Source organism: Streptomyces sp. NBC_00285, from assembly GCF_036174265.1.
Classification (GTDB): Bacteria; Actinomycetota; Actinomycetes; order Streptomycetales; family Streptomycetaceae; genus Streptomyces.
Genome location: NZ_CP108055.1, coordinates 1,651,465 through 1,677,395, shown reverse-complemented (window position 1 = coordinate 1,677,395; position 25,931 = coordinate 1,651,465). Strand labels below are relative to the sequence as shown.

At 69.7% G+C, this 25,931-nt stretch carries 26 protein-coding genes; 12 read left to right on the top strand and 14 right to left on the bottom strand.

Going from position 1 to position 25,931, the window contains the following annotated elements; all coding sequences use genetic code 11:
• Positions 1 to 348: 348 nt before the first annotated feature.
• On the top strand, positions 349 to 864 hold the full coding sequence (locus OHT57_RS07655) for a flavin reductase family protein (protein ID WP_328745292.1): 516 nt from the start codon (positions 349 to 351) through the stop codon (positions 862 to 864).
• Between the two features lie 316 nt (positions 865 to 1,180).
• On the opposite strand, the gene OHT57_RS07650 is transcribed toward OHT57_RS07655, so the two are convergent.
• The 6 genes from OHT57_RS07650 to OHT57_RS07625 all read right to left on the bottom strand — a co-directional run bounded on the left by OHT57_RS07650 (position 1,181) and on the right by OHT57_RS07625 (position 5,960).
• Positions 1,181 to 2,119, bottom strand: a complete 939-nt coding sequence (locus tag OHT57_RS07650) for a hypothetical protein (protein WP_328745291.1) — start codon at positions 2,117 to 2,119, stop codon at positions 1,181 to 1,183.
• Positions 2,116 to 2,604: a hypothetical protein gene (locus OHT57_RS07645; protein WP_328745290.1), complete on the bottom strand. Its 489-nt coding sequence runs from the start codon at positions 2,602 to 2,604 to the stop codon at positions 2,116 to 2,118. The genes OHT57_RS07650 and OHT57_RS07645 overlap by 4 nt, the downstream gene beginning before the upstream one ends.
• A complete protein-coding gene (locus OHT57_RS07640; RefSeq protein ID WP_328745289.1) occupies positions 2,604 to 3,830 on the bottom strand; it encodes a macrolide family glycosyltransferase in 1,227 nt (408 codons plus the stop codon). The genes OHT57_RS07645 and OHT57_RS07640 overlap by 1 nt, the downstream gene beginning before the upstream one ends.
• Positions 3,827 to 4,753, bottom strand: a complete 927-nt coding sequence (locus OHT57_RS07635; RefSeq protein WP_328745288.1) for a patatin-like phospholipase family protein — start codon at positions 4,751 to 4,753, stop codon at positions 3,827 to 3,829. The genes OHT57_RS07640 and OHT57_RS07635 overlap by 4 nt, the downstream gene beginning before the upstream one ends.
• 124 nt (positions 4,754 to 4,877) lie before the next feature.
• The gene (locus OHT57_RS07630; RefSeq protein ID WP_328745287.1) at positions 4,878 to 5,438 is read right to left on the bottom strand and encodes a DUF5134 domain-containing protein; all 561 of its coding nucleotides are present in this window, start codon (positions 5,436 to 5,438) and stop codon (positions 4,878 to 4,880) included.
• Positions 5,439 to 5,516: 78 nt separating this feature from the next.
• Positions 5,517 to 5,960: a cupin domain-containing protein gene (locus tag OHT57_RS07625; RefSeq protein WP_443053430.1), complete on the bottom strand. Its 444-nt coding sequence runs from the start codon at positions 5,958 to 5,960 to the stop codon at positions 5,517 to 5,519.
• Positions 5,961 to 6,170: 210 nt separating this feature from the next.
• Between OHT57_RS07625 and OHT57_RS07620 the strand changes: the two genes are divergently transcribed.
• From OHT57_RS07620 to OHT57_RS07585, 8 genes are all read left to right on the top strand, one after another.
• On the top strand, positions 6,171 to 6,908 hold the full coding sequence (locus OHT57_RS07620; protein WP_328745286.1) for an SDR family oxidoreductase: 738 nt from the start codon (positions 6,171 to 6,173) through the stop codon (positions 6,906 to 6,908).
• A gap of 55 nt (positions 6,909 to 6,963) precedes the next feature.
• A complete protein-coding gene (gene aceE / locus OHT57_RS07615) occupies positions 6,964 to 9,618 on the top strand; it encodes a pyruvate dehydrogenase (acetyl-transferring), homodimeric type (RefSeq protein WP_328745285.1) in 2,655 nt (884 codons plus the stop codon).
• Positions 9,615 to 10,382 (top strand): class I SAM-dependent methyltransferase, encoded by a 768-nt coding sequence (locus OHT57_RS07610; RefSeq protein WP_328745284.1) that lies wholly within the window; start codon positions 9,615 to 9,617, stop codon positions 10,380 to 10,382. The genes aceE and OHT57_RS07610 overlap by 4 nt, the downstream gene beginning before the upstream one ends.
• Positions 10,383 to 10,462: 80 nt before the next feature.
• A complete protein-coding gene (locus tag OHT57_RS07605) occupies positions 10,463 to 11,377 on the top strand; it encodes an RNA polymerase sigma-70 factor (RefSeq protein WP_443053429.1) in 915 nt (304 codons plus the stop codon).
• Between the two features lie 77 nt (positions 11,378 to 11,454).
• Positions 11,455 to 11,952: an Ohr family peroxiredoxin gene (locus OHT57_RS07600; RefSeq protein WP_328745283.1), complete on the top strand. Its 498-nt coding sequence runs from the start codon at positions 11,455 to 11,457 to the stop codon at positions 11,950 to 11,952.
• A gap of 106 nt (positions 11,953 to 12,058) precedes the next feature.
• On the top strand, positions 12,059 to 13,759 hold the full coding sequence (locus OHT57_RS07595) for an L-aspartate oxidase (RefSeq protein WP_328753140.1): 1,701 nt from the start codon (positions 12,059 to 12,061) through the stop codon (positions 13,757 to 13,759).
• Between the two features lie 74 nt (positions 13,760 to 13,833).
• On the top strand, positions 13,834 to 14,580 hold the full coding sequence (locus OHT57_RS07590; protein ID WP_328745282.1) for an SDR family oxidoreductase: 747 nt from the start codon (positions 13,834 to 13,836) through the stop codon (positions 14,578 to 14,580).
• 115 nt (positions 14,581 to 14,695) lie between these two features.
• Positions 14,696 to 14,869, top strand: coding sequence for a hypothetical protein (locus OHT57_RS07585; RefSeq protein WP_328745281.1), 174 nt, complete (start codon positions 14,696 to 14,698; stop codon positions 14,867 to 14,869).
• 26 nt (positions 14,870 to 14,895) lie between these two features.
• Here the strand turns inward: OHT57_RS07585 and OHT57_RS07580 are convergent, their stop codons facing one another.
• Positions 14,896 to 15,564: a sigma-70 family RNA polymerase sigma factor gene (locus tag OHT57_RS07580; protein WP_328745280.1), complete on the bottom strand. Its 669-nt coding sequence runs from the start codon at positions 15,562 to 15,564 to the stop codon at positions 14,896 to 14,898.
• A 314-nt stretch (positions 15,565 to 15,878) separates the two neighbouring features.
• On the opposite strand from OHT57_RS07580, the gene OHT57_RS07575 reads away from it, so the two are divergent.
• A complete protein-coding gene (locus OHT57_RS07575) occupies positions 15,879 to 18,650 on the top strand; it encodes a helix-turn-helix transcriptional regulator (RefSeq protein WP_328745279.1) in 2,772 nt (923 codons plus the stop codon).
• Here OHT57_RS07575 and qcrB read toward each other — a convergent pair.
• Both qcrB and OHT57_RS07565 read right to left on the bottom strand, forming a co-directional pair.
• Positions 18,647 to 20,212, bottom strand: a complete 1,566-nt coding sequence (gene qcrB, locus OHT57_RS07570; RefSeq protein ID WP_328745278.1) for a cytochrome bc1 complex cytochrome b subunit — start codon at positions 20,210 to 20,212, stop codon at positions 18,647 to 18,649. The two genes, OHT57_RS07575 and qcrB, sit on opposite strands and share 4 nt — an antisense overlap.
• Complete coding sequence (locus OHT57_RS07565; RefSeq protein ID WP_328745277.1) at positions 20,209 to 20,454, bottom strand: WhiB family transcriptional regulator; 246 nt, start codon at positions 20,452 to 20,454, stop codon at positions 20,209 to 20,211. Before OHT57_RS07565 ends, qcrB begins: the two co-directional genes overlap by 4 nt.
• 188 nt (positions 20,455 to 20,642) lie before the next feature.
• On the opposite strand from OHT57_RS07565, the gene OHT57_RS07560 reads away from it, so the two are divergent.
• Positions 20,643 to 21,506, top strand: a complete 864-nt coding sequence (locus tag OHT57_RS07560) for an RNA polymerase subunit sigma (RefSeq protein ID WP_328745276.1) — start codon at positions 20,643 to 20,645, stop codon at positions 21,504 to 21,506.
• Here OHT57_RS07560 and OHT57_RS07555 read toward each other — a convergent pair.
• The gene (locus tag OHT57_RS07555; protein ID WP_328745275.1) at positions 21,463 to 22,422 is read right to left on the bottom strand and encodes a sigma-70 family RNA polymerase sigma factor; all 960 of its coding nucleotides are present in this window, start codon (positions 22,420 to 22,422) and stop codon (positions 21,463 to 21,465) included. The two genes, OHT57_RS07560 and OHT57_RS07555, sit on opposite strands and share 44 nt — an antisense overlap.
• A gap of 189 nt (positions 22,423 to 22,611) precedes the next feature.
• Between OHT57_RS07555 and OHT57_RS07550 the strand changes: the two genes are divergently transcribed.
• The gene (locus OHT57_RS07550; RefSeq protein ID WP_328745274.1) at positions 22,612 to 23,067 is read left to right on the top strand and encodes a hypothetical protein; all 456 of its coding nucleotides are present in this window, start codon (positions 22,612 to 22,614) and stop codon (positions 23,065 to 23,067) included.
• Between the two features lie 10 nt (positions 23,068 to 23,077).
• Here OHT57_RS07550 and OHT57_RS07545 read toward each other — a convergent pair whose 3' ends face one another.
• The 4 genes from OHT57_RS07545 to OHT57_RS07530 form a co-directional block, all read right to left on the bottom strand.
• The gene (locus tag OHT57_RS07545; protein WP_328745273.1) at positions 23,078 to 23,458 is read right to left on the bottom strand and encodes a hypothetical protein; all 381 of its coding nucleotides are present in this window, start codon (positions 23,456 to 23,458) and stop codon (positions 23,078 to 23,080) included.
• On the bottom strand, positions 23,455 to 24,810 hold the full coding sequence (locus OHT57_RS07540; protein ID WP_328745272.1) for an NAD(P)/FAD-dependent oxidoreductase: 1,356 nt from the start codon (positions 24,808 to 24,810) through the stop codon (positions 23,455 to 23,457). The genes OHT57_RS07545 and OHT57_RS07540 overlap by 4 nt, the downstream gene beginning before the upstream one ends.
• A 71-nt stretch (positions 24,811 to 24,881) precedes the next feature.
• Positions 24,882 to 25,382: a DUF1003 domain-containing protein gene (locus OHT57_RS07535; RefSeq protein ID WP_328745271.1), complete on the bottom strand. Its 501-nt coding sequence runs from the start codon at positions 25,380 to 25,382 to the stop codon at positions 24,882 to 24,884.
• Positions 25,366 to 25,815, bottom strand: a complete 450-nt coding sequence (locus OHT57_RS07530) for an SsgA family sporulation/cell division regulator (RefSeq protein WP_328745270.1) — start codon at positions 25,813 to 25,815, stop codon at positions 25,366 to 25,368. The genes OHT57_RS07535 and OHT57_RS07530 overlap by 17 nt, the downstream gene beginning before the upstream one ends.
• Positions 25,816 to 25,931 lie beyond the last annotated feature (116 nt).

Sequence of the window (25,931 nt, the reverse complement as noted above, 5' to 3'; positions counted from 1 at the left end):
CCCGACTTAATTCAGAAAGTTGCTTTGTTGACCAGCTCCCGACCGGCACTGATGATGGATTCATGACCGGTCGACAGCGGATTCCCCAGCGCCTGCCCTCAGCGGCATGCCGTTGCCGGGCGACTGCGCCGGTCCGCGTCCTTGCCCGGCGCTTGTGTTGTTGCCCCTGTCCGGGTCCCCGATAAACCAGAGGCTGTTGTACCGGAGCGCGCCCCACCTGGGTGAACACCTCTTTATGCATGCTCGACTTGTCTCTTCGGACCGCCGTTGTGCGTATCTCGTTCGTGTGCCGACTCCACCTCGTGGTGTGCCGATCGCACTCCTTCGCCATTCCATCCGGGAGCGACGTTGACTGTCACCGCGTCTTCGTATTCCGCGGCATCCTCCACCGAGGGCATCGCGCCGCAGCATTTCAAACAGGCGTTTCGCAGGTATCCCGCGGGCGTCGTCGTGGTCACCGCCGACGCCGGCCTGGGGCCGGTGGGATTCACCGCCACCTCGCTCGCCTCCCTGTCACTCGATCCGCCGCTGGTCTCCTTCGCCATCGGGACCACGACCTCCTCCTGGCCCCATGTCGAGCGGGCCGCCACCGCCGTGGTCAACTTCCTCGGTGCCGACCAGCAGGAACTGGCCACGACGTTCGCCACCAGCGGCATCGACCGGTTCGCAGCGCCGACCAGGTGGCGGCGACTCCCGGAGGGCGAGCCGGTCCTGGACGACGTGGCCGGATGGCTGCGCCTGGACATCGAGCAGCTGGTTCCCGCGGGCGATCACAGGATCGTCATCGCCCGCGTGGTGGACTCCTGGCTCGACGAGAGGCGCAGCCCGCTCGTCTTCCTGGACGGCGCCTATCACTCCCTCTGACCGCCGGTCCGGATCGGCGCTCCGAACAGCGTGGCCGAAGTCGACCCGGCGAGCCGCGATTCCCTTTGACTCCGCGGCACCAACCTCTCGGCGCGCGAGGCGGGTTGCACGCCGCCCTCGCTCACCGACCCCACCCTGCACCGACGTCCGTCGAACTGACGGCCAAGGCCACCATGCTTCTGGGTCGTCCGCTCCACCGAGGCGAAGAACTCCGGCGGTCCGTTCATCCGCCAAACTCCTGCGCCGGCGGCCCCCGGCCCCGCAGTGTCGCGACCGACCGTGCCGGATCCTGCGCCGGGCGCTCCGGGCGAGAGCGTCAGGTTCTCGGGTCGCCTTGTGCGAGGGCGGAGCCGTGGTGGACGCGGATGACCGCGATCACCGTGTCGGCGGTGCGGGCCAGGTGGCTGCGGCCGTCGGGCAGTTGAGCCGTGGGACTGATGTAGCTCTGCGGGCCGAAGTGGGTGGCCGGTTCGAGCCGATGCACGGTGATCTTCCCCGCGCGAACGGCCTGGTTCCATTTGCTACCACGCAGGAGCCGCCAGCGCTGCGGGAAGATCCAGGCGCCGATCTGCTCGATCCGGTCGTTCGCGCTGGTGAGTTGATGCAGATGTTCGGCATGGGTGAGGTCATTGGCTCCGTTGTGGAACCCACCGAGTGTGATCAGCAGGAGCGGGCAGCGCAGCTGGGTGTGCAGCTCGTCGACCGCGCCCGTGGCGACCTGGGCGCCGCCGCTGTAACTGAGCAGGACCACCGGCGTACCGCTGTCGGGCAGGTAGCCGGCGAGCCGAAGCTGGGTGGCGATCTGAGAGCCGACGGCCCGGTTGTACAGGGGCCGGTAGCGATGGTCGGCTGCCACAAAGGTCTGCACGACGTTGTGCAGGAACAGCACCACCCCGATGTGGCGGCGCAACCACGCCCACACCGGCCGGTCGGCGAGCGGGTCGGCCAGTGGTGAATAGGGCTGTACCTGTCCCAGTACCCGCAGTTCCGGCGCTCCGGCGATCAGAGCCTCGACCAGCTGGCCGCCGTCCCGGCTGTCACGTACGCGGCGTTTTCCGATGCCGTCGAGGTAGACCAGGAAGGCCCCCGGGGGACTGTCGGCGGACGCACCGCGGGCGTAGGGAACACCTTCAGGGAGCACGGTGGCCGGCACCCGCCAGCCGGCGCCGTACGCCAGAACCTCGTAGCGGGCCAACAGTGCTTCGGCCAGCAGGGCAGGCCCTACCAGGCAGGCCCAGAGCAGGAACCCGTTCACGCGGCGGCCTCCTGTACTCGGGTCGCGCTGATCCGCACGACAAGCCGCCGGACGGTCTCCACCGCGAGACCGAGCCCGGCCCCGGCGACGGCCACGCAACCGGCGGCGCTCCACCAGCCCAGCCCGCTCGCCGTGGCGAGCGGGCCGACCAGACCTGCCCCGACCCCGACGAAGAGCAGGAAGTGGAGCAGAGGTCCGAGCAACGGGAACGCGAGGACGGCGGCGAGCACCAGCGGCGCGACCATGCCCGGTGTCCACACCAGGCCGGTCCCCGGCGAGGGAGAGGACAGCACCGACTCGGTCATGGTCCACGCGGTCAGCGGCCACAGCGCGAACACCGCACCCTCGACCAGGCCCGCGGGCAGCAGGAACCCGGCCACGAGGGTCCTCGACATACCAGGACGACGCGCCACGAGGGGGAGGATGCGCCCCGCGGCCTCCGACAGTCCGGCGAACAGCAACAGGACAACCACGATGGGGGACATCACTCGGCCTCGCTGTGCCGGACCGACGCAGACGGCTGACCGTTCGAGCCGGCCGTGTGCAGATACCGCTCGAGTTCGTCGGCCGCGCGCTCGTATCCGCCCGCCTCGCGCTGGGCGGTCTGCAGGGTGCGTGCGGCTGCCCGGAACCGGGTGTCGTCGAGCAGCCGCTGGGCGAGGACACGCACCGAGCCCCTCGCGACGTCCTGGGTACGCATCGACAGGCCGGCACCGAGCTCGACGACACGCCGGGCCACCATCGGCTGGTCGGCACCCTGGGGGACCACCAGCAGCGGAACCCCGGCGTACATGGCCTCGTTGACGCTGTTCATCCCGCCGTGGGTGACGAACAGCGCCGCGCGGGCCAGAACTTCGGGCTGGGGCACGAAGCGGCGGGCGAACACGTTGGCCGGCAACGGACCCAGCGCCTCGGGATCGGTCTGCCCGGTGGAGACGACCACGGTGCCGCCCAGCGGGGCGAGCCCGGTGGCCAGGCTGCGCAGCAACCGAGGGTCGGCGTTGAAGACCGTGCCCAGCGAGGCGAACAGCACCGGGTCCCGCAGCCGGTCGGCCGGGAACGAAGGGTCGGGCGGACGGGCGCCGATGCTCGGTCCGACGAACCGGTAGGACTCGTCGAAACCCTCGACGGCGGGCTGGAACGCCCGTGAGGTGTAGACCAGGTTGAGCGGCTGGCGGATGTTCGCCAGGTCGAGCAGGGGCAACCCGCGCGCGTCGAAGCGGCGGTGCAGCGCCCAGCGGGACCGCAAGTAGGCCTGGACACTGCGAGGTTGGGCCGTCGCCGCGGTCAGCAGGTCCCAGGAGCCCCGGGTAGGGCTGGGGACATGCCGGTCGAGGGCGAAGGTGGTGAACGAGGAGGCTGCCGGCACCCCGAGTTCGCGGGCGGCCACCGCACCCCACAGACAGGCGCTGTCGTGGACGATCAGGTCGGGTCGGTCGCGGCGCAGGTCGGTGAGGACCGGGGGCAGCAATCGGACGGCGGTGCTCGCGAGCGACTCCATCCAGCTGACCGGTGTGGGCGGATCGGGCAACGGCTGGTCGCCCCCTGGGTACAGGTGGACGGTCGCGCCGGTCGCCTCGATCTCCGCACGGAACGCCGGAGAGGTGTGGTAGGTGACGGTGTGGCCGCGCCGGACGAGTTCGGCCACGACCGGCAGCGTCGGATTGATGTGCCCGTGCATGCCGATGCTGAGGAACGCGATGGTGCTCACAGTCCGGCCTCCGCTGTGGATGAAATGGATGTCTCGCCCGGGCCGCCCGAAGCCGCCGAGGCGTCGTCGACCCGATACAGCCCCGGCCCACTGATGCGCAGCCCGTCCAGGAAGCGCTCCGCGGTGAGGCACGTGGTGCTGATCAGTCGCTGGGTCTGGCCGAAGTCCCATGGTGCGGGCCAGGCTTCGATGCCGGTCGGCAGTACGACGGTCGGGATGTGCCGGGACACCTCGTGCAGATCGCGCTCGATCTGATGGTGCAACAGCAGCAGCCCGGCCCTGGCGGCGATCGCGCCGGCACGTCGGCGCGGAACGACGGGGCGCAGCGGCGAGCTCTCCGGCCCGGTCGCCACCACCACGACGCTGGCCGCTCCGGCCTGCAGTGCGGCCAGCACCGGGACATAGGCGATCAGGCCGCCGTCGACGAGCGTCCGGCCCGCACGGACCACCGGGGGCAGCATCCCGGGGATGGCTGCGCTGGCCAGCAGCGCGGACGCGAGGTCTCCCCGGTCGAGCAGCACCGCGGCTCCGGTGACCAGGTCCGTGGCCACCGCGACGAACGGGACCGCCAGCTCCTCGATCCGCGACGGCAGCCCGGCCCGGGCGATCAGCCGACGCAGACCGCGATCGGTGAACACGCTGGTCCGTGAGGACAGGTAGCCGAGCGGATACACGTCGCGGCGCCGCAGTTGGGTCCACACGTGGTCCAGCCACGGCGCGGCCCTGCGGGGATGGGCGGCCGCGATGGCCCCGTTGAGGGCGCCCACCGAGGTCCCGATGATCATGTCCGGGACGAATCCGCGGCGTTCCAGCGCGTACCCGGCACCGATGTGTGCCGCTCCGAGTACGCCACCGGCGCCCACCACGACGGCCACGGGACGCGGAAGGCTGCCCAGACCCGCCGCTGTGGGATTTCCCCTCATGATCCACCTTTTTCGTCATGGGCACGGAAACGGACTGGTTCTCCCACCAGGACCGGGCCGGCACACGATGTGTGACACCGTTGGGTACTGGCTTCGGTACAACACGGTTGTTCGGCGTCGAATGTCAGTGGTGCATCAGCAACATGAGAGCCGTGCCCATGGCCGTCGATCCCTGCCAGAAGCGGTCGCCGGGCCCGCCGAGGTCCGTGGAGACGCCCGAGCTGCCCGGAGCCGCGCGCACCGTGGGCATGTCCTGGGTCAGCGACCGGAGAGCGTGGGCCAGCAGGCAGAGCGTGAGCACACCGGTGACCAGGTCGCCGGTGTGGGCGTCGGTGACGCCGCCGTGCCGCATCAGCATCCATGCCATGGCGGCCATGCCGACCGCGTGCGGCGACCTGTGCACGAGGTCGGCCCACCTGGGGCCACGGAGGCTGAGAACCGCGGTCAACGGAAACCACAGGGCAGCGGCGGCGAAGAAGAAGGCCGTCCGCCCCGGCGTCGACCCGTCGCCGATCCGGTGCCACGGCATCACCGCCATGGCCGCCGCCATGACGGTGTGCAGGAGAGCGTCGCCTCGGCCGCGCCAGCCGGCGCCTCGGGCCGGCGCGGCCTGCCGCAGTGCGTGAACGGCCGCGGCGGCGAACAGCGCTGTCAACATGCCGTGCACGACATCAGCGGCGCTCATGCCTCACCGTGTCCTCCCACGGAACCGTGTCCTCCCACGGAGCGGACGGGCTTGTTCCGAAGTGACCCTGTACGGCGGTCAGTCGGTGGGCCGTGGGGCGCGGAGATGGGCCCGCTGGGCCAGTTCCTCCTCCTCGACCAGTTCGAGCATGGGCTTGCCCGGCGCGCACAGCATCGTCACGACGAACCGGGTGCACGCGTCGGACAGCGCGTTGCCGTCCTGGTAGTGGATCGCGTCGCCGCCCGGCTCCCAGAACGTCCCGCCCGCCTCGACCACGCGCTCGGGCTCGCCTTCCATCTCGAAACGGACGGCGCCCTCGACGACGTAGCCGAACGCAGGTCCCGAGTGGCGGTGCGGCGGGGATCCCGGGTCTCCGGGCTCCCACTCGACGAAGATGGTCATCGCCGACGCGCCCTCGGGGACGGTGAGCGGAGCGGTGTCCTGCAGCATTTTCGCCGCCGTCTTCCAACCCTCGGGCCGGGTCTGCACTCCGGTCCCCTGCGCTGAGTCCTTTTCCGACATGTGTCGGCCTCCCTTGGATTCACCGGGCCATGGAAGCCATGGCCCTCTCCAGTGATGACCGGGCTCCGGACGAATCTGTGACACCCGCGACCACATCAGTGTCACACCGTTGGCATGAGCCCTGTCCTAGGTGGTGTGGGGGTCGACATCACCACCACCTGACGAAGCCGTCACAGGGGCCGCCGAGCCCTCGACGGGAAGGGGCCCGGAATGCGAGTCGTTGTAGCAGGAGGAACCGGTCTGATCGGTTCCAGGACGGTGGCAAGGCTTCGGGACCACGGTTGCGAGGTCGTGCGCGTGTCCCGCCGCGAGGGCGTCGACGTCACGACCGGGAAGGGTCTCGACGAGGCCATGCGCGGCGTCGATGTCGTGGTGGACGTCACCGACACGCCCTCCCGCGGGGAGCTGGAGAGCCTGGAGTTCTTCGGCACCGCGACGCACAACCTGCTGGAGGCCGCGGCGAGGGCGGGCGCCGGACATCACGTGATCCTTTCCATAGCGGGGGCCGAGCATCTGCGAGCGGGTTACTTCCGAGCGAAGGCGCTGCAGGAGGAGCAGGTGCGGCGCTCGCCCATGCCCTACTCGATCGTGCGTGCCACGCCGTTCTTCGAGTCGGTGGAGTACATGTCGCGCGCGGCGACGTACGGAGACGTCGTCCATGTCGCGCCCGTCCTGATCCGTCCCGTGTCGACGGACGACGTCGCCGCCGCGGTCGCCCATGTCGCCGTGGGAGTACCGCTGTTCGGTGTTCTGGAGGTCGCAGGACCCGAGGAGTACCGCCTCGACGACCTCACCGCGAAACTGCTGGCCGCGCGCGGCTACCCGAGGGCCGTGGTCTCCGACGCCCACACCCCGTTCTTCGGGGCGGTGCTCGGACAGCGGGCGCTGCTGCCCGGGGCGGACGCCGACCTGGGGCACGAAACCTTCTCCGAGTGGCTCGCCCGGTGATGACCTCGTCAGCCCCCGACCGACTTCCCGCACCACGCCCCGACAGGAAGCAGCCATGAGTGAGCTCGACCAACTACCCGACCAGGACAGCGAGGAGACCGCCGAATGGCAGGAGTCGCTCGACGCCGTGGTGCGGCACGCGGGCCCGGAACGGGCCGTGTACCTCATGCGACGTGTGCACGAGTTCGCGGCCCGGTCCGGCGTGTCCCTGCCGGGGCTCCTGACCTCCGACTACATCAACACGATCCCGGCGTCGCAGCAGCCGGCCTTTCCCGGTGACGTCGCCATGGAGTCCAGGATCACCGCCCTGAACCGGTGGAACGCGGCGGCGATGGTGACCCGCGGCTCCCGTTTCGGGCTCGGCGGCCACATCTCCACCTACGCTTCGGCTGCCTGGCTGTACGAGATCGGGTTCCATCACTTCTTCCAGGGCAAGGACAGAGACGGTTCGGGCGACCAGCTGTACTTCCAGGGGCATGCCTCACCGGGCATCTACGCCCGTGTGTTCCTCGAAGGGCGCCTGAGCGAGGCGCAGTTGGACGGTTTCCGACGCGAGGCCGACGGCCATGGACTGCCCTCCTACCCGCACCCCCGACGGCTGCCGTGGCTGTGGGAGTTCCCGACCGTGTCCATGGGCCTCGGTCCGCTCGCCGCCGTCTACCAGGCCCGGTTCAACCGCTATCTGCACGCCCGGGGCATCAAGGACACCTCCGCATCGCGCGTGTGGGCCTTCCTCGGGGACGGTGAGACGGACGAGCCGGAAGCGACGGCCGCGCTGGCACTGGCCGCCCGTGAGCGCCTCGACAACCTCACCTTTGTCGTCAACTGCAACCTGCAGCGCCTGGACGGGCCCGTGCGGTCGAACTCCAAGATCGTGCAGGAACTCGAGGCCAGGTTCCGCGGTGCGGGCTGGCACGTGGTCAAGTCCCTCTGGGGCGAGGCCTGGGACCCGGTTCTGGGGCAGGACACCACCGGCGCACTGGTCCGCCGCCTCGGCGAGGTCCCCGACGCCCAGCTGCAGACGTACGCCGCCCGGGACGCCACGTACGTCCGCGAACACTTCTTCACCGGCGACGCGCTCTCCGGTCTCGCCGCCGGGCTGAGCGACAGCCGGCTGACCGAGTTGTTCGGGAACTCCAGAGGCGGGCACGAACCGCTCAAGGTCTACGCCGCCTACCGGGCAGCCGTCGAGCACCGGGGCACGCCGACGGTCGTCCTGGCGCAGACGGTCAAGGGCCACACGCTCGGCTCGGCCTTCGAGTCGCGCAACGCCAATCACCAGATGAAGAAACTGACGACGACGCAGTTCCGCGAGATGCGGGACCTGCTCGAACTCCCCATCCCCGACAGTGCGTTGAGCGGCGACCTGGTGCCGTACTGGCACCCGGGCGAGAACTCGGAGGAGGTGCGGTACCTGCGTGAGCGGCGGGCGGCGCTGGGCGGCCCGGCCCCGGTGCGCAGGGTCGTCCCGAAACCCCTGAGGCAGCCGCCGGCCCGCCCGTTCGAAACCCTGGAGAAGGGCTTCGGCCTTCAGGAAGTGGCGACCACCATGGCCCTGATCCGCCTGGTCAAGGACCTGATGCGCGACCAGGAGACGGGACCGCGCTGGGTGCCGATCATCCCCGACGAGGCCCGCACGTTCGGCATGGAGTCCCTGTTCCCGACGGCCGGGATCTACTCGGCGGACGGCCAGACCTATGAACCGGTGGACGCGGACCAGCTGCTCTACTACCGGGAGGCCAGGAACGGCCAGTTGATCGACGAGGGCATCACCGAAGCCGGTTCCATGGCCGAGTTCACCGCCGCGGCGACCTCGTACGCCACCCACGGCGAACCCATGATCCCGTTCTACATCTTCTACGCCATGTTCGGTTTCCAGCGCACCGGCGACCAGTTCTGGGCGCTCGCCGACCAGATGGGGCGCGGATTCGTCATCGGGGCGACGGCGGGCCGTACGACGATGACGGGGGAGGGGCTCCAGCACGCCGACGGGCACTCCCATCTGCTGGCCTCCACGAACCCTGCCGCCGTGTCCTATGACCCGGCGTTCGCGTACGAGATCGCGGTGATCGTGCGGGAGGGGCTGCGCCGGATGTACGGCGAACGGCCCGAGGACGTCTTCTACTACCTGACGGTCTACAACGAACCCAAGGAGCAGCCGGTGATGCCCGCCGGGCCCGGCGTCGAGGAAGGCATCCTGCGAGGCATCTACCGGTTCCGGCAGGCGGCCGAACCCGCCGGAACAGAACCACGGATCCAGCTGCTGGCCTCCGGTACGGCCATCCACTGGGCGCTGACCGCGCAGGAGCTCCTGCTGTCCCAGTGGGGCGTCCACGCCGACGTCTGGTCGGTGACCTCATGGACGGAACTGCGCCGCGACGCGCTGGACGCCGACCGGGCGATGCTGCGGGGCGAGGAACGCGTCCCCCATGTGACGGCGGCGCTCGCGGACGCGCCCGGACCGGTGCTGGCGGTCAGCGACTGGATGCGGCAGGTACCCGACCAGATCAGCCAGTGGGTCGGTCACGACTACTCATCGCTGGGCACGGACGGGTTCGGGCTGTCGGACACCCGGGACGCCGTACGGCGTTACTTCCGGGTGGACGCCGAGTCGATCGTCGTCGCCGCCCTGGACCGGCTGGCGCGCGTCGGCGCGGTCAGCCCGGAGGCGGTCGGACAGGCACGCGAGTGGTACGGATGGCGCGGATGACCGTCGTGAACGCGCCCCCGGTCGATACGCCCGGGTGCCGGCATCAGGACGCCTACGCGATCAGTGCGGAGTTCTACGACGTCCTGCAGGGGGAGCGGGACGAGGTTCGGGTGCGCTCGCTCTACGGCGACGACGTCCGCAGGGCCCGGGTCGGTGTGCTGGACGTCGGTGCGGGCACCGGGCGGATCACGCTGATGAGCCTCCTGGAGTCGCACGTTCCTGTGCACGCGGTGGAACCGGCCCGTTCCATGCGCACCCCGCTGATGACGCGTCTGGCGTCCCTGGGCGCGGAGCTCACGGCGCGGGTGACCGTGCACCCGCAGGCGCTCGACGAGGCGGCGCTGCACGGGGTCGCGGACGTCGCCGTGTGCCACAACACCGTTGCCTGTCTGCATCCGGCCTCGCGCCGGGCGCTGTGGCCGGCTGTCGCCGAGGCGCTCGTGCCCACCGGGGTGCTGCTCGTCCAGCTCCCACCGGCTCGCCTGCCGCGGCACCGGACCGTCCACGCGCTGCCGACCCGGACGGTAGGCCGCCACGAGTACGGGGGCCGCATGGTGATGTCGGCCGACATGGACCGGATCCGGGCGCGGTTCGACTACTGGGTGCGCGGTGACGGGCGTGTGCTGCGTCGGTACGACGAGACGTTCTGGATGTGGCCTGCCTCCCGTGCGGAGATGATCGCGGAACTGGAGGAGGAGGGTTTCGTCGCGCTGCCCGAACGGCCGGACGCGTCCGTACTGGCCGTCCGACCGGCTCGGCCATGACGTGCTCCGCCCGGCCGTGACCCGCCTGAGTACCATGGGCGAGCGCTTGCGCGAACGGGTCGGAACTGAAGGCGGCACGCATGGGTATGAGGGACGGCACGGACTCCCTCACCGGTTGGGACTCCCTCGACGAGGCGACGACGGTGTTCATGGCGGTGCGGCCCCGGCTCTTCGGCATCGCCTACCGCGTACTGGGCAGCACCGCGGAGGCCGAGGACGTCCTCCAGGAGGCGTGGCTGCGCTGGCAGCACACAGACCGTGGCGTGGTCCGTGACCCGAAGGCGTTCCTGGCCACCGTCACCGCCCGCCTGGCGATCAACCTGGCCCAGTCCGCCAGGGTGCGGCGCGAGTCGTACACCGGTCCCTGGCTGCCGGAGCCGATCGACACACGCGCCGACCCGCAGCTGGGCGCCGAACGGTCCGAGGCGCTCGACCTGGCGGTGCTCTTCCTCCTGGAGCGGCTGAACCCCGTGGAACGGGCCGCCTATGTGCTGCGCGAAGCCTTCGACTACCCCTACCGGCAGATCGCCGACATGCTGGAGACCAGCGAGACCAACACGCGCCAGCTGGTGAGCCGCGCGCGCAAGCGCATCTCCTCGGAGCGCCGCAAGCCCGTCGACGCCACCGAGCACCGACGGTTGATGGAGGTGTTCCTGGCCGCGGCACAGACCGGCGATCTGGCTGTGCTGGAGGACATCCTCACCGAGGACGTCGTCAGCTACACCGACGGGAACGGGCTGCGCGGGGCGTCCCGGATTCCGGTCGCCGGCCTGGTGCACGTCTCCAGGTACCTCGCCGCCTTCGGCCCGCGCTTCTGGCCGCACAAGGAGATCGAGTGGGTCGAGGCCAACGGCGGGCCGGCCGCCCTCGTCTCGGACGGCGGGACCGCCGTGGTCCTGCTGACCCTCGACATCTCGGAACGCGGCATCGAACGGGCCATGTGGGTCATGAATCCGGAGAAACTGGCACCTTACGTGGCATCGCTGGGTCGCTGAACGGGCCGGGTCGTCACACCACCGGGCCCTCGTCGGTCAACCAGTGGTCCGAGACCCCACACACAGAGGCGCGCTCGATGACCGAACCGACCCAGCCGCCGGACCTGTCCACCGAGCGGGACTTCGACGGGGAGTCCTTCGCGCCCCTTTACACCACGACGGTCACCGTGACCGGCGGAGCGGCGGCGCACGGGAGAGCCTCGGGAAGAGCACGCTCGGACGACGGAGTCCTCGACCTCGATCTGCGCCTGCCCGCCGAACTGGGCGGAGACGGCCAGGGAACCAACCCCGAGCAGCTGTTCGCCGCCGGGTTCGCGGCCTGTTTCCACGGCGCGCTGAGCCTCGTCGCACGACAGGCCGCGCTCGACCCCGCCGCGATATCGGTGGAGGCGACCGTGGCGTTCGGCCGCAGTCCGCAGGACGGTGGTTACGTCCTGCACAGCGACCTGGTCGTCGGCTGGCCGGGGATCACCCTCGACGTCGCCACTCCGCTCCTGCGGCGGGCCGACGCACTGTGCCCCTACGCGAGGATGGCCTGGCACGGCGCCCCGGCCACCATCACGCTGGCCCCCTGAAGCCACGGCAGGAGTGTCACAGATCGCGGGACTGCCCGGTCGTACTGGATGAAGACCCCAGCGATCGGAGTGGACCGTGGCTGTCACCGAACAACGTCTTGCCACCATGGTGCTGGTGATCGGCACCGGAGGTGCCGGTCTGCGCGCGGCGATCGAACTGGCCGAGGCAGGCATCGACGTCCTCGCCGTCGGCAAGCGTCCCAAGGAGGACGCCCATACGGCACTGGCGGCCGGCGGCATCAACGCCGCACTGGCCACCATGGACCCGGAGGACAGCTGGCAGCAGCACGCTGCCGACACCCTGAAGGAGAGCTACCTCCTCGCCGATCCGCGCACCGTGGAGATCGTCACCCAGGGCGCCGCCCGGGGCATCGACGACCTGGAGCGCTACGGCATGGCCTTCGCGCGGGAGGAGGACGGCCGGATCTCGCAGCGCTTCTTCGGCGCGCACAAGTTCCGGCGGACCGCCTTCGCCGGTGACTACACCGGCCTGGAGATCCAGCGCACGCTGATCAGGCGGGCCGAACAGCTCGACATTCCGGTGCTGGAGGGGGTGTACATCACCCGGCTGCTGGTGCACGACGGCGCCGTGTTCGGCGCGTACGGCTTCGACCTCACCAGCGGCAGGCGCTACCTGATCCACGCCGACGCCGTGATCCTCGCGGCGGGCGGCCACACCCGCATCTGGCGGCGCACCTCCTCGCGGCGCGACGAGAACACGGGCGACTCCTTCCGGCTGGCCGTGGAGGCCGGGGCCAGACTGCGGGACGCCGAGCTGGTGCAGTTCCACCCGTCCGGCATCATCGAGCCGGAGAACGCGGCCGGCACCTTGGTCAGCGAGGCCGCCCGGGGCGAGGGCGGCATCCTGCGCAACGCGCTCGGGGAACGCTTCATGGCCCGCTACGACCCCGAGCGCATGGAGCTGTCCACCCGCGACCGCGTGGCTCTTGCCGCGTACACGGAGATCAAGGAGGGCCGCGGCACGCCCAAGGGAGGTGTGTGGCTCGACGTCTCGCACCTGCCCCGGCGGACGATCATGACGCGGCTGCCCCGCGTCTACCAGACCCTGCTGGACCTGCAGATGCTCGACATCACCCGAGAACCGATCGAGATAGCGCCCACCGCGCACTACTCGATGGGCGGGGTGTGGGTACGCCCGGAGGACCACAGCACCGACGTACGCGGCCTGTACGCCATCGGTGAGGCGTCGAGCGGGCTGCACGGCGCCAACCGTCTCGGCGGGAACAGCCTCATCGAGCTGCTGGTGTTCGGCCGGCTCACCGGACAGGCCGCCGCCGCGTATGCGCGGTCCCTGGAGGCGCAGCCGCGGTCGGCGCCGGCCGTCGCGGAGGCCCGTGCGGAGATCGACGACCTTCTCGCCGCCGACGGGCCGGAGAACGTGCGTGCCCTGCAACGCGCCATCCGCAACACCATGACCGAGCACGCGGGTGTCGTACGCGACGAGGACGGCCTGCGCGCGGGACTGGCGGAACTCGCGGCGATCGAGAAGAGGGTGCAGGACGTCGGCATCCACCCGGACATCGCCGGCTACCAGGATCTCGCGCACGCCTTCGACCTCAAGTCAGCCGCGCTCGCGGCCCGGGCCACCCTCGAATCGGCACTGGAGCGCCGCGAGACGCGTGGCTGCCACAACCGCAGCGACTACCCCGGTCTGGATTCCGCTCTGCGGGTGAATCTCGTGTGGTCCCCGACGGAGGGCGTCACCCGCGAAAGCATTCCGGCCGTCCCTGAGGAGATTTCCTCCCTCATGGAGGACGTGTCGACCACGGGAAAACTCGTCGAATAGAACGTGTCACAAAAAGATCCGGTGCCCGGTCTCTACTGATACAGGCATCAGGAAAACCCGAAAGGAATTCCCTCATGAAGGTCGTAGTGATCGGTGGAACCGGGCTCATCGGCTCGAAGGTGGTCGCCGGGCTCGGCGAGCACGGGCACGAGGCGGTCGCGGCGTCGCCGAACACCGGCGTCAACACGCTGACGGGCGAGGGGCTGGCCGAGGTCCTGCAGGGTGCGTCGGTGGTGGTCGACGTGTCGAACTCGCCCTCGTTCGAGGACGAGGCCGTCATGGACTTCTTCCGCACCTCGACGACCAACCTGCTGAAGGCCGAGTCCGAGGCCGGTGTGGCGCATCACGTGGCGCTGTCCGTGGTCGGCACCGACCGCCTCCAGGGCAGCGGCTACTTCCGGGCCAAGCAGGTCCAGGAAGACCTGATCAAGGCGTCAGGCAACCCCTACTCCATCGTCCACGCCACCCAGTTCTTCGAGTTCGCGAAGGGTCTCGCCGACGGGGTCACCGACGGTGACACCGTGCGTCTGCCCGACGCCAGGATCCAGCCCATCGTCTCCGACGACGTGGCGGCGGCCGTCGCCCACACCGCGGTCGGCGCACCGGTGGGCGGCGTGGTGGAGGTCGGTGGCCCCGAGGTGTTCCAGCTGGAGGAGTTCATCCGCATGGGGCTGACCGCCCTGAACGACCCGCGCAAGATCGTCACGGACGCGCAGGCGACGTACTGGGGCGCCCCGCTGGAGGACGACACCCTCCTGCCCGCTTCGGACGCCCGCCGGGCCGAGACGAAGTTCGCCGACTGGCTCGCACAGCAGAAGTGATTCCTCGGGGTGGCCCTCACCGAAAGGAGAGGGCCACCCCCGCCCTGTGAAAGCGGGCCGAATTCCTCCCAGCGTGGAAATGTCTCGCACTCCCCGTAAAAGTCATGGAGACATGATGTCCCTCATCGATGAGGACCGCGTCGACCTCGCCGCCACCTTCGTATCGCTGACCGCCGAAGCCGCCGAGCTTCGTACCCGGGTCACTGAACTGCGCCAGGAACTCGCGGACCTCGGCGAGCGCATGAACGCCGTCTCCAGCGCACTGAACCGGCACGCGGTCCGCCGCTGATCCCCGGCCGACACCTGCCACGACGCTCACCGGGTGCCGCTCGCATCAGCGGACAGCACCCTTTCCAGGTGCCCGAGGTCACCGGTCTGGGCTGCCGAGAAGAACGCCTGAACGAGACGCCGGTGCGCGACGGCGTCGACGGGTTGCCTGCGGTGGTCCCCGGTGAGACGCCGCTGGGCGCGGGCGACCTGCTGCCTGGTGTTGACGACGCTGAGGCCCAGGATCCCGGCGATCCGGTCGTACGGGCAGCCGAACCCCTCCCTCAGGACGTACGCGGCACGCTGCCTCGGAGTGAGGGTCTCCATCAGCAGGAGAACCGCTCGTTCCACGGCGTCCTGACGCTCGGCGACCGCTTCGGGCCCCGCGTGGTGGTCCATCGGCTCCGGGAGCGCGGGGTCGGCACAGGACTCCCGGCGCTTCCAGGCGGACCGGACGACGTTGATGGCCAGCCGGACGGCGGTCGTCCTGAGCAGGGCCGACGGGTTGGTGACAGCCGTACGGTCGGCGCCCTGCCACCGCAGCCACGTCTCCTGGATGACGTCCTCCGCGTCGTGCGCGTTCCCGACGATCTGCCGGGCAAGGGTGAGCAGGCCCGGCCTGGCCCGCACGAACACCCAGGTCGCGTCGTCCAGTGCGATGACGGACGTGCCCGTCGTCGCCCGGCTTCGCCGGGTATCGGTCAGATGTGTGTCCACGTCCGGCTCCTCTGCTCCGTGGGTCAGCAGCTCGAAGGCAACCGGCATCAATGTCGCTCCCGAGGGCGGCCCGGCGCGCCCTTGGAAGGCCGTAGGGGAGTGCGTGGTCGTGCCGTGGCAGGTCCGTGGCCGCCCCTGTCCGGACCGTCGTCACGCACGGCACTCGATCCACCGCGCGCACCCGACGTCGGAAGTTCTCCGCTTTCGCAGCCGATTACGATGGGCGCGGCTCGCCCAGGCCGCACCACGGCTGGAGTGATCCGGCAATGCACCGGCCGACGCACCGCCGGGAGGATCTGACGTGGGAGAGCGCCATGACGAGCCGCGGTTCCGGAGCCGGACTCCTTGACAGGCGGGACGAGCGGCGGGCCCTCGACGACCTGCTGGCGGGCGCCAGGGACGGGCGCAGCGGGGTCCTCGTCCTGCGAGGTGAGGCGGGGATCGGGAAGACCGAGCTGCTGAAGTACCTGCGGGGGCGCGCCACCGGATGCCGTACCGTCAGCGCCGCCGGCGTGCAGTCCGAGATGGAACTCTCCTACGCCGGCCTGCACCAGCTGTGCGCGCCACTGCTGTCGGGGCTCGACAAGCTGCCGGAGCCTCAACGCGACGCTCTGCGCACGGCGTTCGGGCTGCACGGCGGGGCCGCGCCTGACCGGTTCCTGGTGGGTCTGGCCACGCTGAGCCTCCTGTCCGAGGCCGGCGGGAGCAAGCCGTTGGTCTGCGTCGTGGACGACGCGCAGTGGCTGGACAGGGTTTCGGCACAGACCCTGGAGTTCGTAGCCCGAAGGCTGCTCGCGGAATCGGTCGTGCTCGCCGTAGCCGTGCGTGAGCCGACCACCGGTGAGATGTTCACCGGCCTCCCCGAACTGCCCGTGACCGGGCTGTTCGAGGACGACTCCCACACCCTCCTCGCCTCGGTCGTCACCGGCCCGCTCGACCGCAGCGTGCGTGACCGCATCGTCGCGGAGACCCGCGGTAATCCACTCGCACTGCTCGAACTGCCGCACGCGCTCACCGCGTTGGACCCCGTCGGCGAGTCCGGGCGCCTCGGCGCGGGGCCCCTGTCCAACCGCATGGAGCAGGACTTTCTCCGCCGCGTACAGGCGCTGCCAGCCGAGACGCAACGCCTGCTGTTCGTCGCCGCCGCCGAGCCCATCGGCGACGTGACGCTGCTCAGACGGGCGGCCGAGCGGCTGGGAATCGCCGTGGACGCGGCTGCGGCGGACGCCGAGGCGGCCGGACTGATCACCCTCGGTTCCTGGGCGCGCTTCCGCCACCCGCTGGTGCGCTCGGCCGCCTATCGCGCGGCAGGCCCGGACGACCTGCGCGAGGTGCACAGAGCTCTCGCGGACGTGACCGACGCCCGGCTCGATCCGGACCGCCGGGCGTGGCACATGGCGCGAGCGACGCTGCGACCCGACGAGGCAGTGGCCGCCGAACTGGAGCTTTCGGCGGACCGTGCGCAGGCCCGTGGCGGAGTCGCCGCCGCGGCGGCCTTCCTCGACCGGGCCGCCCAGCTGACGCCCGACCCCACGCGCCGTGGAGCCAGGGCGCTGGCGGCCGCACACGCCAAATACCAGGCCGGCGCGTTCGACGCCGCCCGGGAACTGGCGGGCGCGGCCGAGCTGGCCCCCCTCGACGACCTCGGAGCCGCCCGGTCGACCCTGCTGCGCGGTCGGATCATGACCGCCTCCCACAGCGCCGGCGCCGGCCTGCCGCTGCTGCTCGAAGCGGCCAGGAGACTGGAGCCGCTCGATGCCGGGCTCGCCCGGGAGACGTACCGGGACGCGATCTACGCGGCCCTCACCGCCGGCCGGCTGCCGCAGGGCGAGGGGATCCTCGAAGTGGCCCAGGCGATTCTCGCGACGCCCACGCCCGCCGAGCCGACACGCGACGATCTCCTTCTGGACGGCCAGGCCCTGCTGACCACGGAGGGTTACGCGGCGGGCGCGCCGATGCTGCTCCAGGCGCTGGCCGCGTTCCGCGCGGGCGTGATCTCGCCGAAGGAAGGGCTGGGCTGGCTCCCGCTCGCATGCCGCCTGGCCCACAGCACCTGGGACTTCGAGAGCTGGTCCGTGCTCTCGGCCCGGCTCATCGACCTCGCACGGGGGACGGGAGCGCTGTCGGTGCTGCCGTCGGCGCTTCTGCTCCGGCTGTCGAACCGGGTCTTCGCCGGTGATCTCGCCGGTGCCGGCTCTCTGGTCGCGGAGGCGACGGCGATCGGTGAGGCGACCGGCAGCAGTTTCTTCGCGCACTACAGCGCGCTGGTCGTCGAGCCCTGGAGGGGCAGGGAGGCCGAGACCCGGCAGGCGATCGCGGCGGTCACCCAGGATCTCCTCCTGCGCGGGGAAGGCAAGGTGGAGACGGCCACACAGTGGGCTGCTGCGGTGCTCTACAACGGCCTCGGCAGATACGCGGAGGCGTACACGGCCGCTCTGCGGGGTTGCGAGAATCCGCAGGAACTCGGTCTCTCCCTCCAGTCCACGGTCGAGCTGGTCGAGGCTTCCGTACGACTGGGCAGACCCGTGGACGCAGCCGCGGCGGTGCGCAGGATCGTCGACATGGCGCAGGCCGGCGGCACCGAGTGGGCCCTCGGCACCGCCGCCGGCGTCCGTGCTCTGGTGAGTGAGGGGCAGGTCGCCGATGCCTTGTACCGTGAGGCGATCGAGCGGCTCGGTGCCACGGGTGTGCGGATGGACCTCGCTCGGACTCACCTGCTGTACGGGGAATGGCTGCGCCGCGAGAACCGCCGGGCCGACGCCCGCGCCCAACTGGGCGTCGCGCACGACATGCTCGGTCACATCGGAGCCGGGGCCTTCGCCGAGCGGGCGCGCCGCGAACTCCAGGCGACGGGAGCGAGGGTCCGCAAGCATCCGACTGCGGCGCATACGGCCCTCACCCCTCAGGAGGAGCAGATCGCCCGCCTGGTCCGGGACGGGCTCACGAACTCCGAGATCGGCGCCCAGTTGTTCATCAGCCCCCACACGGTCGAATGGCATCTGCGGAAGGTGTTCTCGAAACTCGGCATCACCTCCCGCAAGGAGATCCGCACGATACGACTCGCAGGCGAGGCGGCATCGGCCTAGGAATGGTCTTCGGCGTGACCTTTGTGCAGCGCCCGGTATTCCTGCGCGGTCGGCTTGACGATCTGTGTGCCCTCTCCGTAGAGCATCTCGCTGATCCGGGAACGCAGTCGCTGTGAGAGGCGGACACCGGGACCGATCGGCCCGTACTGCTCATGCTGGGTGAGGACATGGAGTTGTTCCTGGCTCAGCGGCTCGTGCACCTCGACGAATTCGCCATCGGGCATGCGCTTGATGATGCCGGTCTCACGTCCGTGCAGCACCTTGTCGCGGTCCCCGCGTTGCAGGCCGAGTGCCATTCGTTTGGTCAGCACATAGGCCGCGACAGGTACCACGAGGAGTCCGATGCGGACCGCCCACGTCACGGACTCGACCGGGACGTGAAAGCGGATCGCGATGATGTCGTTCGCCGCGCCGATCAAGGAAACCAGATAGAAACTGAGCCACGCCACACCAAGTGCCGTTCGCACGGGCCGGTTACGGGGCCGGTCCAGAAGGTTGTGCTCGCGGGCGTCCCGGGTCGCCCAGGACTCGATGAACGGATACGCGCCCAGGGCGAGGAAGAGGCCGACCCCCACGGTCAACGGAATCAGATTGTCGAGCGCCAGGGTGTGACCCCAGAAGGTGACCTCCCAGCCCGGAGTTATCCGAAGCAGACCGTCCGCCACGCCCATGTACCAGTCGGGCTGCGACCCGGCGGAAACCTGGTCGGCACGGTAAGGCCCGTACTGCCAGACGGGGTTGATCTGGGCGACCGCGGCCATGACGAAGACGGCACCGCTCACCAGCAGGAAATACCCGGCGGACTTGACGGCGCGTACCTTGGCCGGCACACCCACGACATTGCTGTCGCTACGTTCACGGCCCGGGTACTGGGTGTGGCGGCGGTACAGCATCAGGGCCAGATGGGCGGTCAGCAGTCCGACCATGAGGCCGGGGATGATCAGCACATGGAGGGTGTTGAAGCGGGCCACCAGCTCGTTGCCGGGGAATTCGCCGCCGAACAGGAACATCGACAGGTACGTTCCGACGATCGGAACGGACAGGATCGTGCCGTTCACCACGGCGAGGCCGGTACCGGAGAGCAGGTCGTCGGGGAGGTCGTATCCCGTCAGTCCGGCGAACATGGCGAGGACCAGCAGCAGGAATCCGATCAGCCAGTTGAGTTCGCGTGGTTTGCGGAAGGCGCCCGTGAAGAACACCCGCATCATGTGCGCGAGTATGGCGGCCACGAAGACCAATGCCGCCCAGTGATGGGCCTGCCGGATGAGCAGACCGCCGCGGACGTCGAAGGATATGTGCATGGTCGAGTCGAAGGCCTCCGACACCATCTGACCGCGCAGCGGCGCGTAACTCCCGTTGTACTGCACCTCCTTCATCGACGGATGGAAGTAGAAGGTCAGATACACGCCCGTGACGATGAGGACGACGAAACTGTAGAGACAGATCTCGCCCAGCATGAAGGACCAGTGGTCCGGAAACGCCCGTCGTGCCTTTCCTGTGGCCGTCCGGCGGACGCCCAGTCGTCCGTCGGCCCAATCGGCGACTCTTTCCCCCGTGGTCATGGCACTGCCACCCGTGTCTCGATTCCTCGCATCGCTCGGCGCTCGATTTCCGTTGTTCCGCCCCAGACGCCATCCACGGGTCCCACCCGCAGGGCCCAGTCGAGGCACTGCTGCGCGACGGGACAACCGCCGCAGAAGGCCTTCGCCTCGTCGATCTGCCGAAGGGTGGGACCGCTGTTGGATATGGGGAAGAAAAGCTCGGGATCCACGCGAAGGCAAGCTGCCCGTTCACGCCATTCCATGGCATGGTCACCTCGTTCGGCAGTCAAAAAGAAGTGCGGTGTCGTCCTGTAAGACCGGGCAGCCGCCGCAGGTGTGACACGCGGCCCCGACGAGCCCGTGTCACACCGTCCGGCAGTTCCCGGTCTTACGGGGTGAGCCGACGCCCCTGCCGCGTGCGGGGCAGCGCGAGCGAGAGCGAGGATGCCCTGTGGACCCGAGCGATGCGGTGCCGATCGACGAACTGTGGGAGGAGCGTCGGTTCCTGCTCGATGTCGCCCACTGGATGCTGGGCGACCCGGGCGCCGCGCGAAGCGTCGTCGACGAGGCGTACCACCGGTGGTACGGGCTGCCCGACGCGGTACGGCGGCAGGTCACCGTCCCACGGTCCTGGCTGGCGAAGACCGTGGGAGGGATCTGCCTCGACCGCCTCGCACGACCCGGCCGAGGCCTGGCCGGCCACGAAGAAGGCCACGAGGAAGGGCACGGGGCACAGCCGTCGGAGGTGGAGGAGGAGGCCGGTCGGGTCGTGCTGAACGCGCTGGAGTCGCTGTCGACCGCCGAGCGCGCCGCGTTCGTGTTCCGTGCCTTCGGGATGGCCCCGGCCACGGTCGCCGACATCGTGGGCCGTACCGAACCGGAACTCGCCGAACTCGCCGCACGGGCCAGGCAGTGGCTGGAGCTGCGCCGCACCCGTTCCACGACACCGCAGCAGCATGACCTTGTCGCCCACGCCGTGCGCCGGGCATGCGTCACCGAGGACCAGGAGCTGCTCACGTCGTTGCTGTGCTCGGACGCGACGGCGTTCTTCGACGGGGGCGGCAAGGTACGGGCGTTGACCGGGCCGGTCCACGGCTGTCGCCCGGTCGCCGACAGCCTCCTGACGCTCCTGGCCCGGAGCCCCCACACCACTCTGAGCACCCATTCCGTCAACGGCCGGACCGGCCTCGTCGCCCGCTACGGCCGTGAGGTCGCCGCCGTCATCAGTCTCGACGTCTCGGACGACCGGGTGGCCCAGGTCTGGGTCATGCTCAACCCCGACAAACTGCGCTCCTGGAACCACCGCCCTGCATGAGACCGGGGCCGGCGGTGACGCGGGAACGGGAATCGAGGAAGGCGGCGATCTTGCTCGGTGCGAACACCCACAGCACTTGGTGAACGCCGTGCTGCGAGGCGGCCGCGGTCAGGAAGGCGACCGTGCGGCCGTCCCGCCGGACCAGCACGCCCGTAGCCCCGTTGGCGTCGACCAGCTCGGGCACCGCATCCCGCCACAACTGCCGATAGGTCGCGAGCCTGGCCACCCGGGCACGGCCCAGCACGGGCACCCGGGCACAGCCCCGCATGCCGTTGCCGTCGGAGAGGCTGACGACATCGGGTGCGAGCAGGGCTTCCAGTGACGCCACGTCTCCTGTTCTGGCCGCTGAGACGAAGGCGCTGAGGAGCCGTCGGTGCTCAGCCGCGTCCACGGACTCCCGCCGCTCGTCCAGCAGGTGCCGGCGGGCACGGCTGACGATCTTGCGCACATTGACGAGGCTGACCTCGAGCATGTCGGCGATCTCGGTGTAGGCGTAGTCGAACGCCTCGCGCAGTACATAGGCGGCCCGCTCGACGGGAGTCAGTTTCTCCAGCACCAGCAGCAGGGCCAACTCCACCGTCTCCGCGTGCTCGGCGCCGATCGCGGGGTCCGCGCTGGTGTCGACGGGTTCCGGCAGCCACGGTCCGATGTACGTCTCCCGGCGCAGGCGTGCCGACTGGGCGACGTTGATGGCGAGACGGGTCGTGGCGCTCGACAGGAAGGCCCCGGGACTCAGCACCACCGAGCGGTCGGTCTTCTGCCAGCGCAGCCATACCTCCTGGACCACGTCCTCGGCCTCGACCGTGCTGCCGAGCATGCGGTAGGCGATCCCGAAGAGGCGCCTGCGGTGGTGCATGAAGACGGCGACAGCGTCCTCGATGTCGTCGGGTGAGGTGGGGAACGCTTCGACATGCATGATCCATCGGCCTCCGTTGCTACGGTTCATCCGCTGCATGGACCGTGACCGACCCGCCCTTGTGACAGAAACGGACGATGTGATGTCACGGACCTGCGAAATGCCACTGTTCGAGACACTGAGATGCTCTGTCTGACATGCGAAGCACTGCATATGATGTCGACAAGGGTTGAGGAGGGGGGAGAACCGATGGTCTCCGCGAGCCGTACGGCACACAGCATCGAGGTCACCGCCGAGGGCCTTCAGGAGGAACTGGCCCGGCTGCAGTTCCAGAAGCAGGCGCTGGAAAGGGAGTTGGCGGCAGTCGTCGCACATCTCGGCTCGGTACAGCGGGCCCTCGGCGCCCTCGAGAGCGCGCTGGTCGCACCGGCCGCCGCTCCTCGGACGGACGAGCACACCGCGCCCGGCTCCGCACAGGCGGACACCGACGCGGACAAGCAGTACGGAAAGCTCACCGAGCAGATCCTGGCGTACTTCGCCGAGGTCGGTGACGTCGAGGTACGGGCCCGTGACGTCGCCGCGGCGCTCGGTCGTGACGCCGACAGCGGAAGCATCAACGCGGTCCGCAGCACACTCGACCGCCTCGTCGCCTCCTCCCGCGTCCAGCGCGCCGGCAGGGGCCTGTACCGCACCGGGCGTACCTAGGGCACGGCGGTCACCGCGACGAGCCGAGGATCACCACGACGCACACGATCATCGCCAGGATGATCAGCGCCATCCCGGTGAGTGTTCCCCGCAGCCAGTGCCGGATCCTGACGTGGTGCTGCGCCTCCAGCGCGTCGGTGCGCTCGGCGATGTGATCGGTCACCAGGTGCGCGACGTGTCTCTGCTCGGCGACGTACCACTGCTCGATGTCCCGCTTCTGCTCGGGGGTGAGACCCTCCACGCGCGCGGTGAAGTCCGCGACGCGGCGGTATGTCGCTCCCATGTGAGCCTCCCGGTACAGGAAGCCCTCGATGTCGGGCAGGCCGCGTGCGGCCTCCTCGCGTGCGGCCACGGCGTACCCCCGATGGAAACGAGAACCCCACATGGTCATGGTGTGCTGCCTTCCTTCGCACGGTCGGCGCTCGGGTTCTGCGTCCGCTCACCCGCGACGAAGGCGTCCCGCGGGTACTGGACGGAGGCGAGGGACACGAGATCCCGGCCTGTCAGGGCCGCGGTGAGCCAGACGGCCAGAACGCGGATCTTCCGTTCCCAGCTGGGTACCGCGAGCACGTGGTAGCCCCGGTGCATCAGCCACGCCGGGAATCCCTTGATGACGATGCCCTTGTACTGGAAGATGCCCCGGCCCAGCCCGAGCGTCGCCACCACGCCCAGGCTGTCGTGTCGGTAGTTCCTCACGCGGCGCCCGCGCAGGTCGGCCACGAGGTTCCTGGCCAGACGTCTGCCCTGGCGCACGGCGTGCTGGGCGTTCGGTACCGTGCGGGCGCCCGGCACCGGCGAGGCCAGGTCGGGGACGGACGCGTCGTCACCGGCGGCCCACACGTCCGGTACGGGTTCGGCCTCGGTGCCCACGCGCAGATCGGCGCGGGCCAGCAGCAGGCCGCGCTCGTCGAGCGGCAGGTCCGTGTGGTTGTGCACGACCGGGTTCGCGGCGTTGCCGGCGGCCCAGACGATCAGCTCGCAGTCGTACTCCGTGGTGTCGGAGAGGGCGACGTGACCGTCCTCGGCGGACAGCAGTTGCGTGTTCAGATGGACATGTGCGCCGCGGCGTTCCAGGTGGCGCACCACCCAGGCACCCGGTCTGTCGCTCACCTCGGGCAGGATGCGGCCCCGGGCCTCGACCAGGTGGAAGGACAGGTCGTCGACGGTCAGTTCCGGATAGGACCTGAGCATCGCGGTCGCCAGTGACAGCAGTTCACCGAAGCCCTCGACACCGGAGAACCCGCCTCCCACGAACGTGACGGTGAGCAGCTTTCGCCGCTCGGGGCCGGCCGGCAGCGACGCGGCCTGGTCGAAGGCGGTCATCAGCCGGTCACGGATGGCCACGGCCTCTTCCACGTGCTTGAGGCCGATGGCCCGTTGCGCGAGTCCGGGAATGGGGAAGGTGCGGGTCACCGCGCCCGCTGTGACCACGAGGACGTCGTAAGGGAGCTCGTAGGTGTCGCCGCGTACCGGGCGGACGGTCACCGTGCGGTCCGCGTTGCTGATCCCGGTCACGGTGCCCGAGATCAGCCGGGTGTGGCGCAGGTGCCGCCGCAGTGACACGACGGCGTGACGTGCCTCCACCGAACCGGCCGCCACCTCGGGCAGGAAGGGCTGGTAGGTCATGTACGGGCGCGGGTCGACGACCGTGACGCGCGCCTCGCCCGGACGCAGCTTCTTCTGCAGGCCCCAGGCGGTGTAGAAGCCCGCGTAGCCGCCGCCGACGATCAGAATCTCTCGCATGACTGCCTCTGCTTGTTGTCCGTCACCATGTAGACCGCGCAGGCCGGGCCGATGTGACATGCACCGGTGACTCAGGCCGGGGTGGTGGGTGTCTGCCCGCCGTTCTCGCAGGTCGCGGTCCCACTCGTGGCCGCGGCGTTCACCGCTTCGTGGATCTCGACGGTGAGCGTGTGGACGAGTTCTGTGAGGTGGGTGTTGTGACGCAGTTCGAGTTCCTGCGCCTCGTAGTCGTGGTCGGCCTTCTTGCGGGTGAACTCGGCCTGTCGGTTCTGGCCGATCATCACGAACGTGGACAGGAAGATGGCTTCGAGGGAGACGATCAGCGTGAGCGTCGGCCACGGGCTCCTCTCCGTCCACACCATCCACACCGCGAACACGACCACGTGGATGTAGACGAACCACATCGATCCGGCAAACCGGGTGATCCAGTCGGCGGTCCGCAACTGGACGTCCTCGGCACGTTCCTTCTGTACCTCGAGATAGGCGGGGTGCCTGTGTGCCGGGGGCGGGGTCCGCGACGTCGTACGGCGCCGGGCTGTCCGGCTCGTACGGCCCCTATCGAAGCGACTCATCGGGGCCGCCCAGGAGTTGGTGGACGGCTCCGTCCATGTCCAGGTGGCACTCCTCGGTACCGGTGGGCACCACCGCGAGGGTTCGTCGGAGGAAGGCACCGAGTGTTCGCGCCGGAGCGGTCACGACGACCGCTTTCTGCTTCGGCCACGGACACAGCGCGATGTGCACTCTGTCCGCTTCAGGGTCCCGGCAGGGCCAGATCTGGATGTCGCCGACGCCGGAGAGCTTCTCCAGCCCGTCCATGAGGAGTTCGCGGCCGACCACCCAACGCACGGTCGTGTCGGTGCACATGTGGAACGTCAGGGACACCGCGTAGGGATCCGCTCTGTCGTAGGACAGATCGAGCATCACGGGCCGGTCCACTCCTTCGGCGACGATCAGGCGGACCAGCATCCGGCACACCACCGGAGTACAGCTGTCGGGTTCTCTCATCACATCACCGCTCGGTGAATCGGGGGGTTCAAGGGGATCGAAGGGCACACGGTGTGCTACGTCCTGCGCTCACTCGTGTGATTCAGTGACATCACGATTCTGCGGGGTCCCCGTGG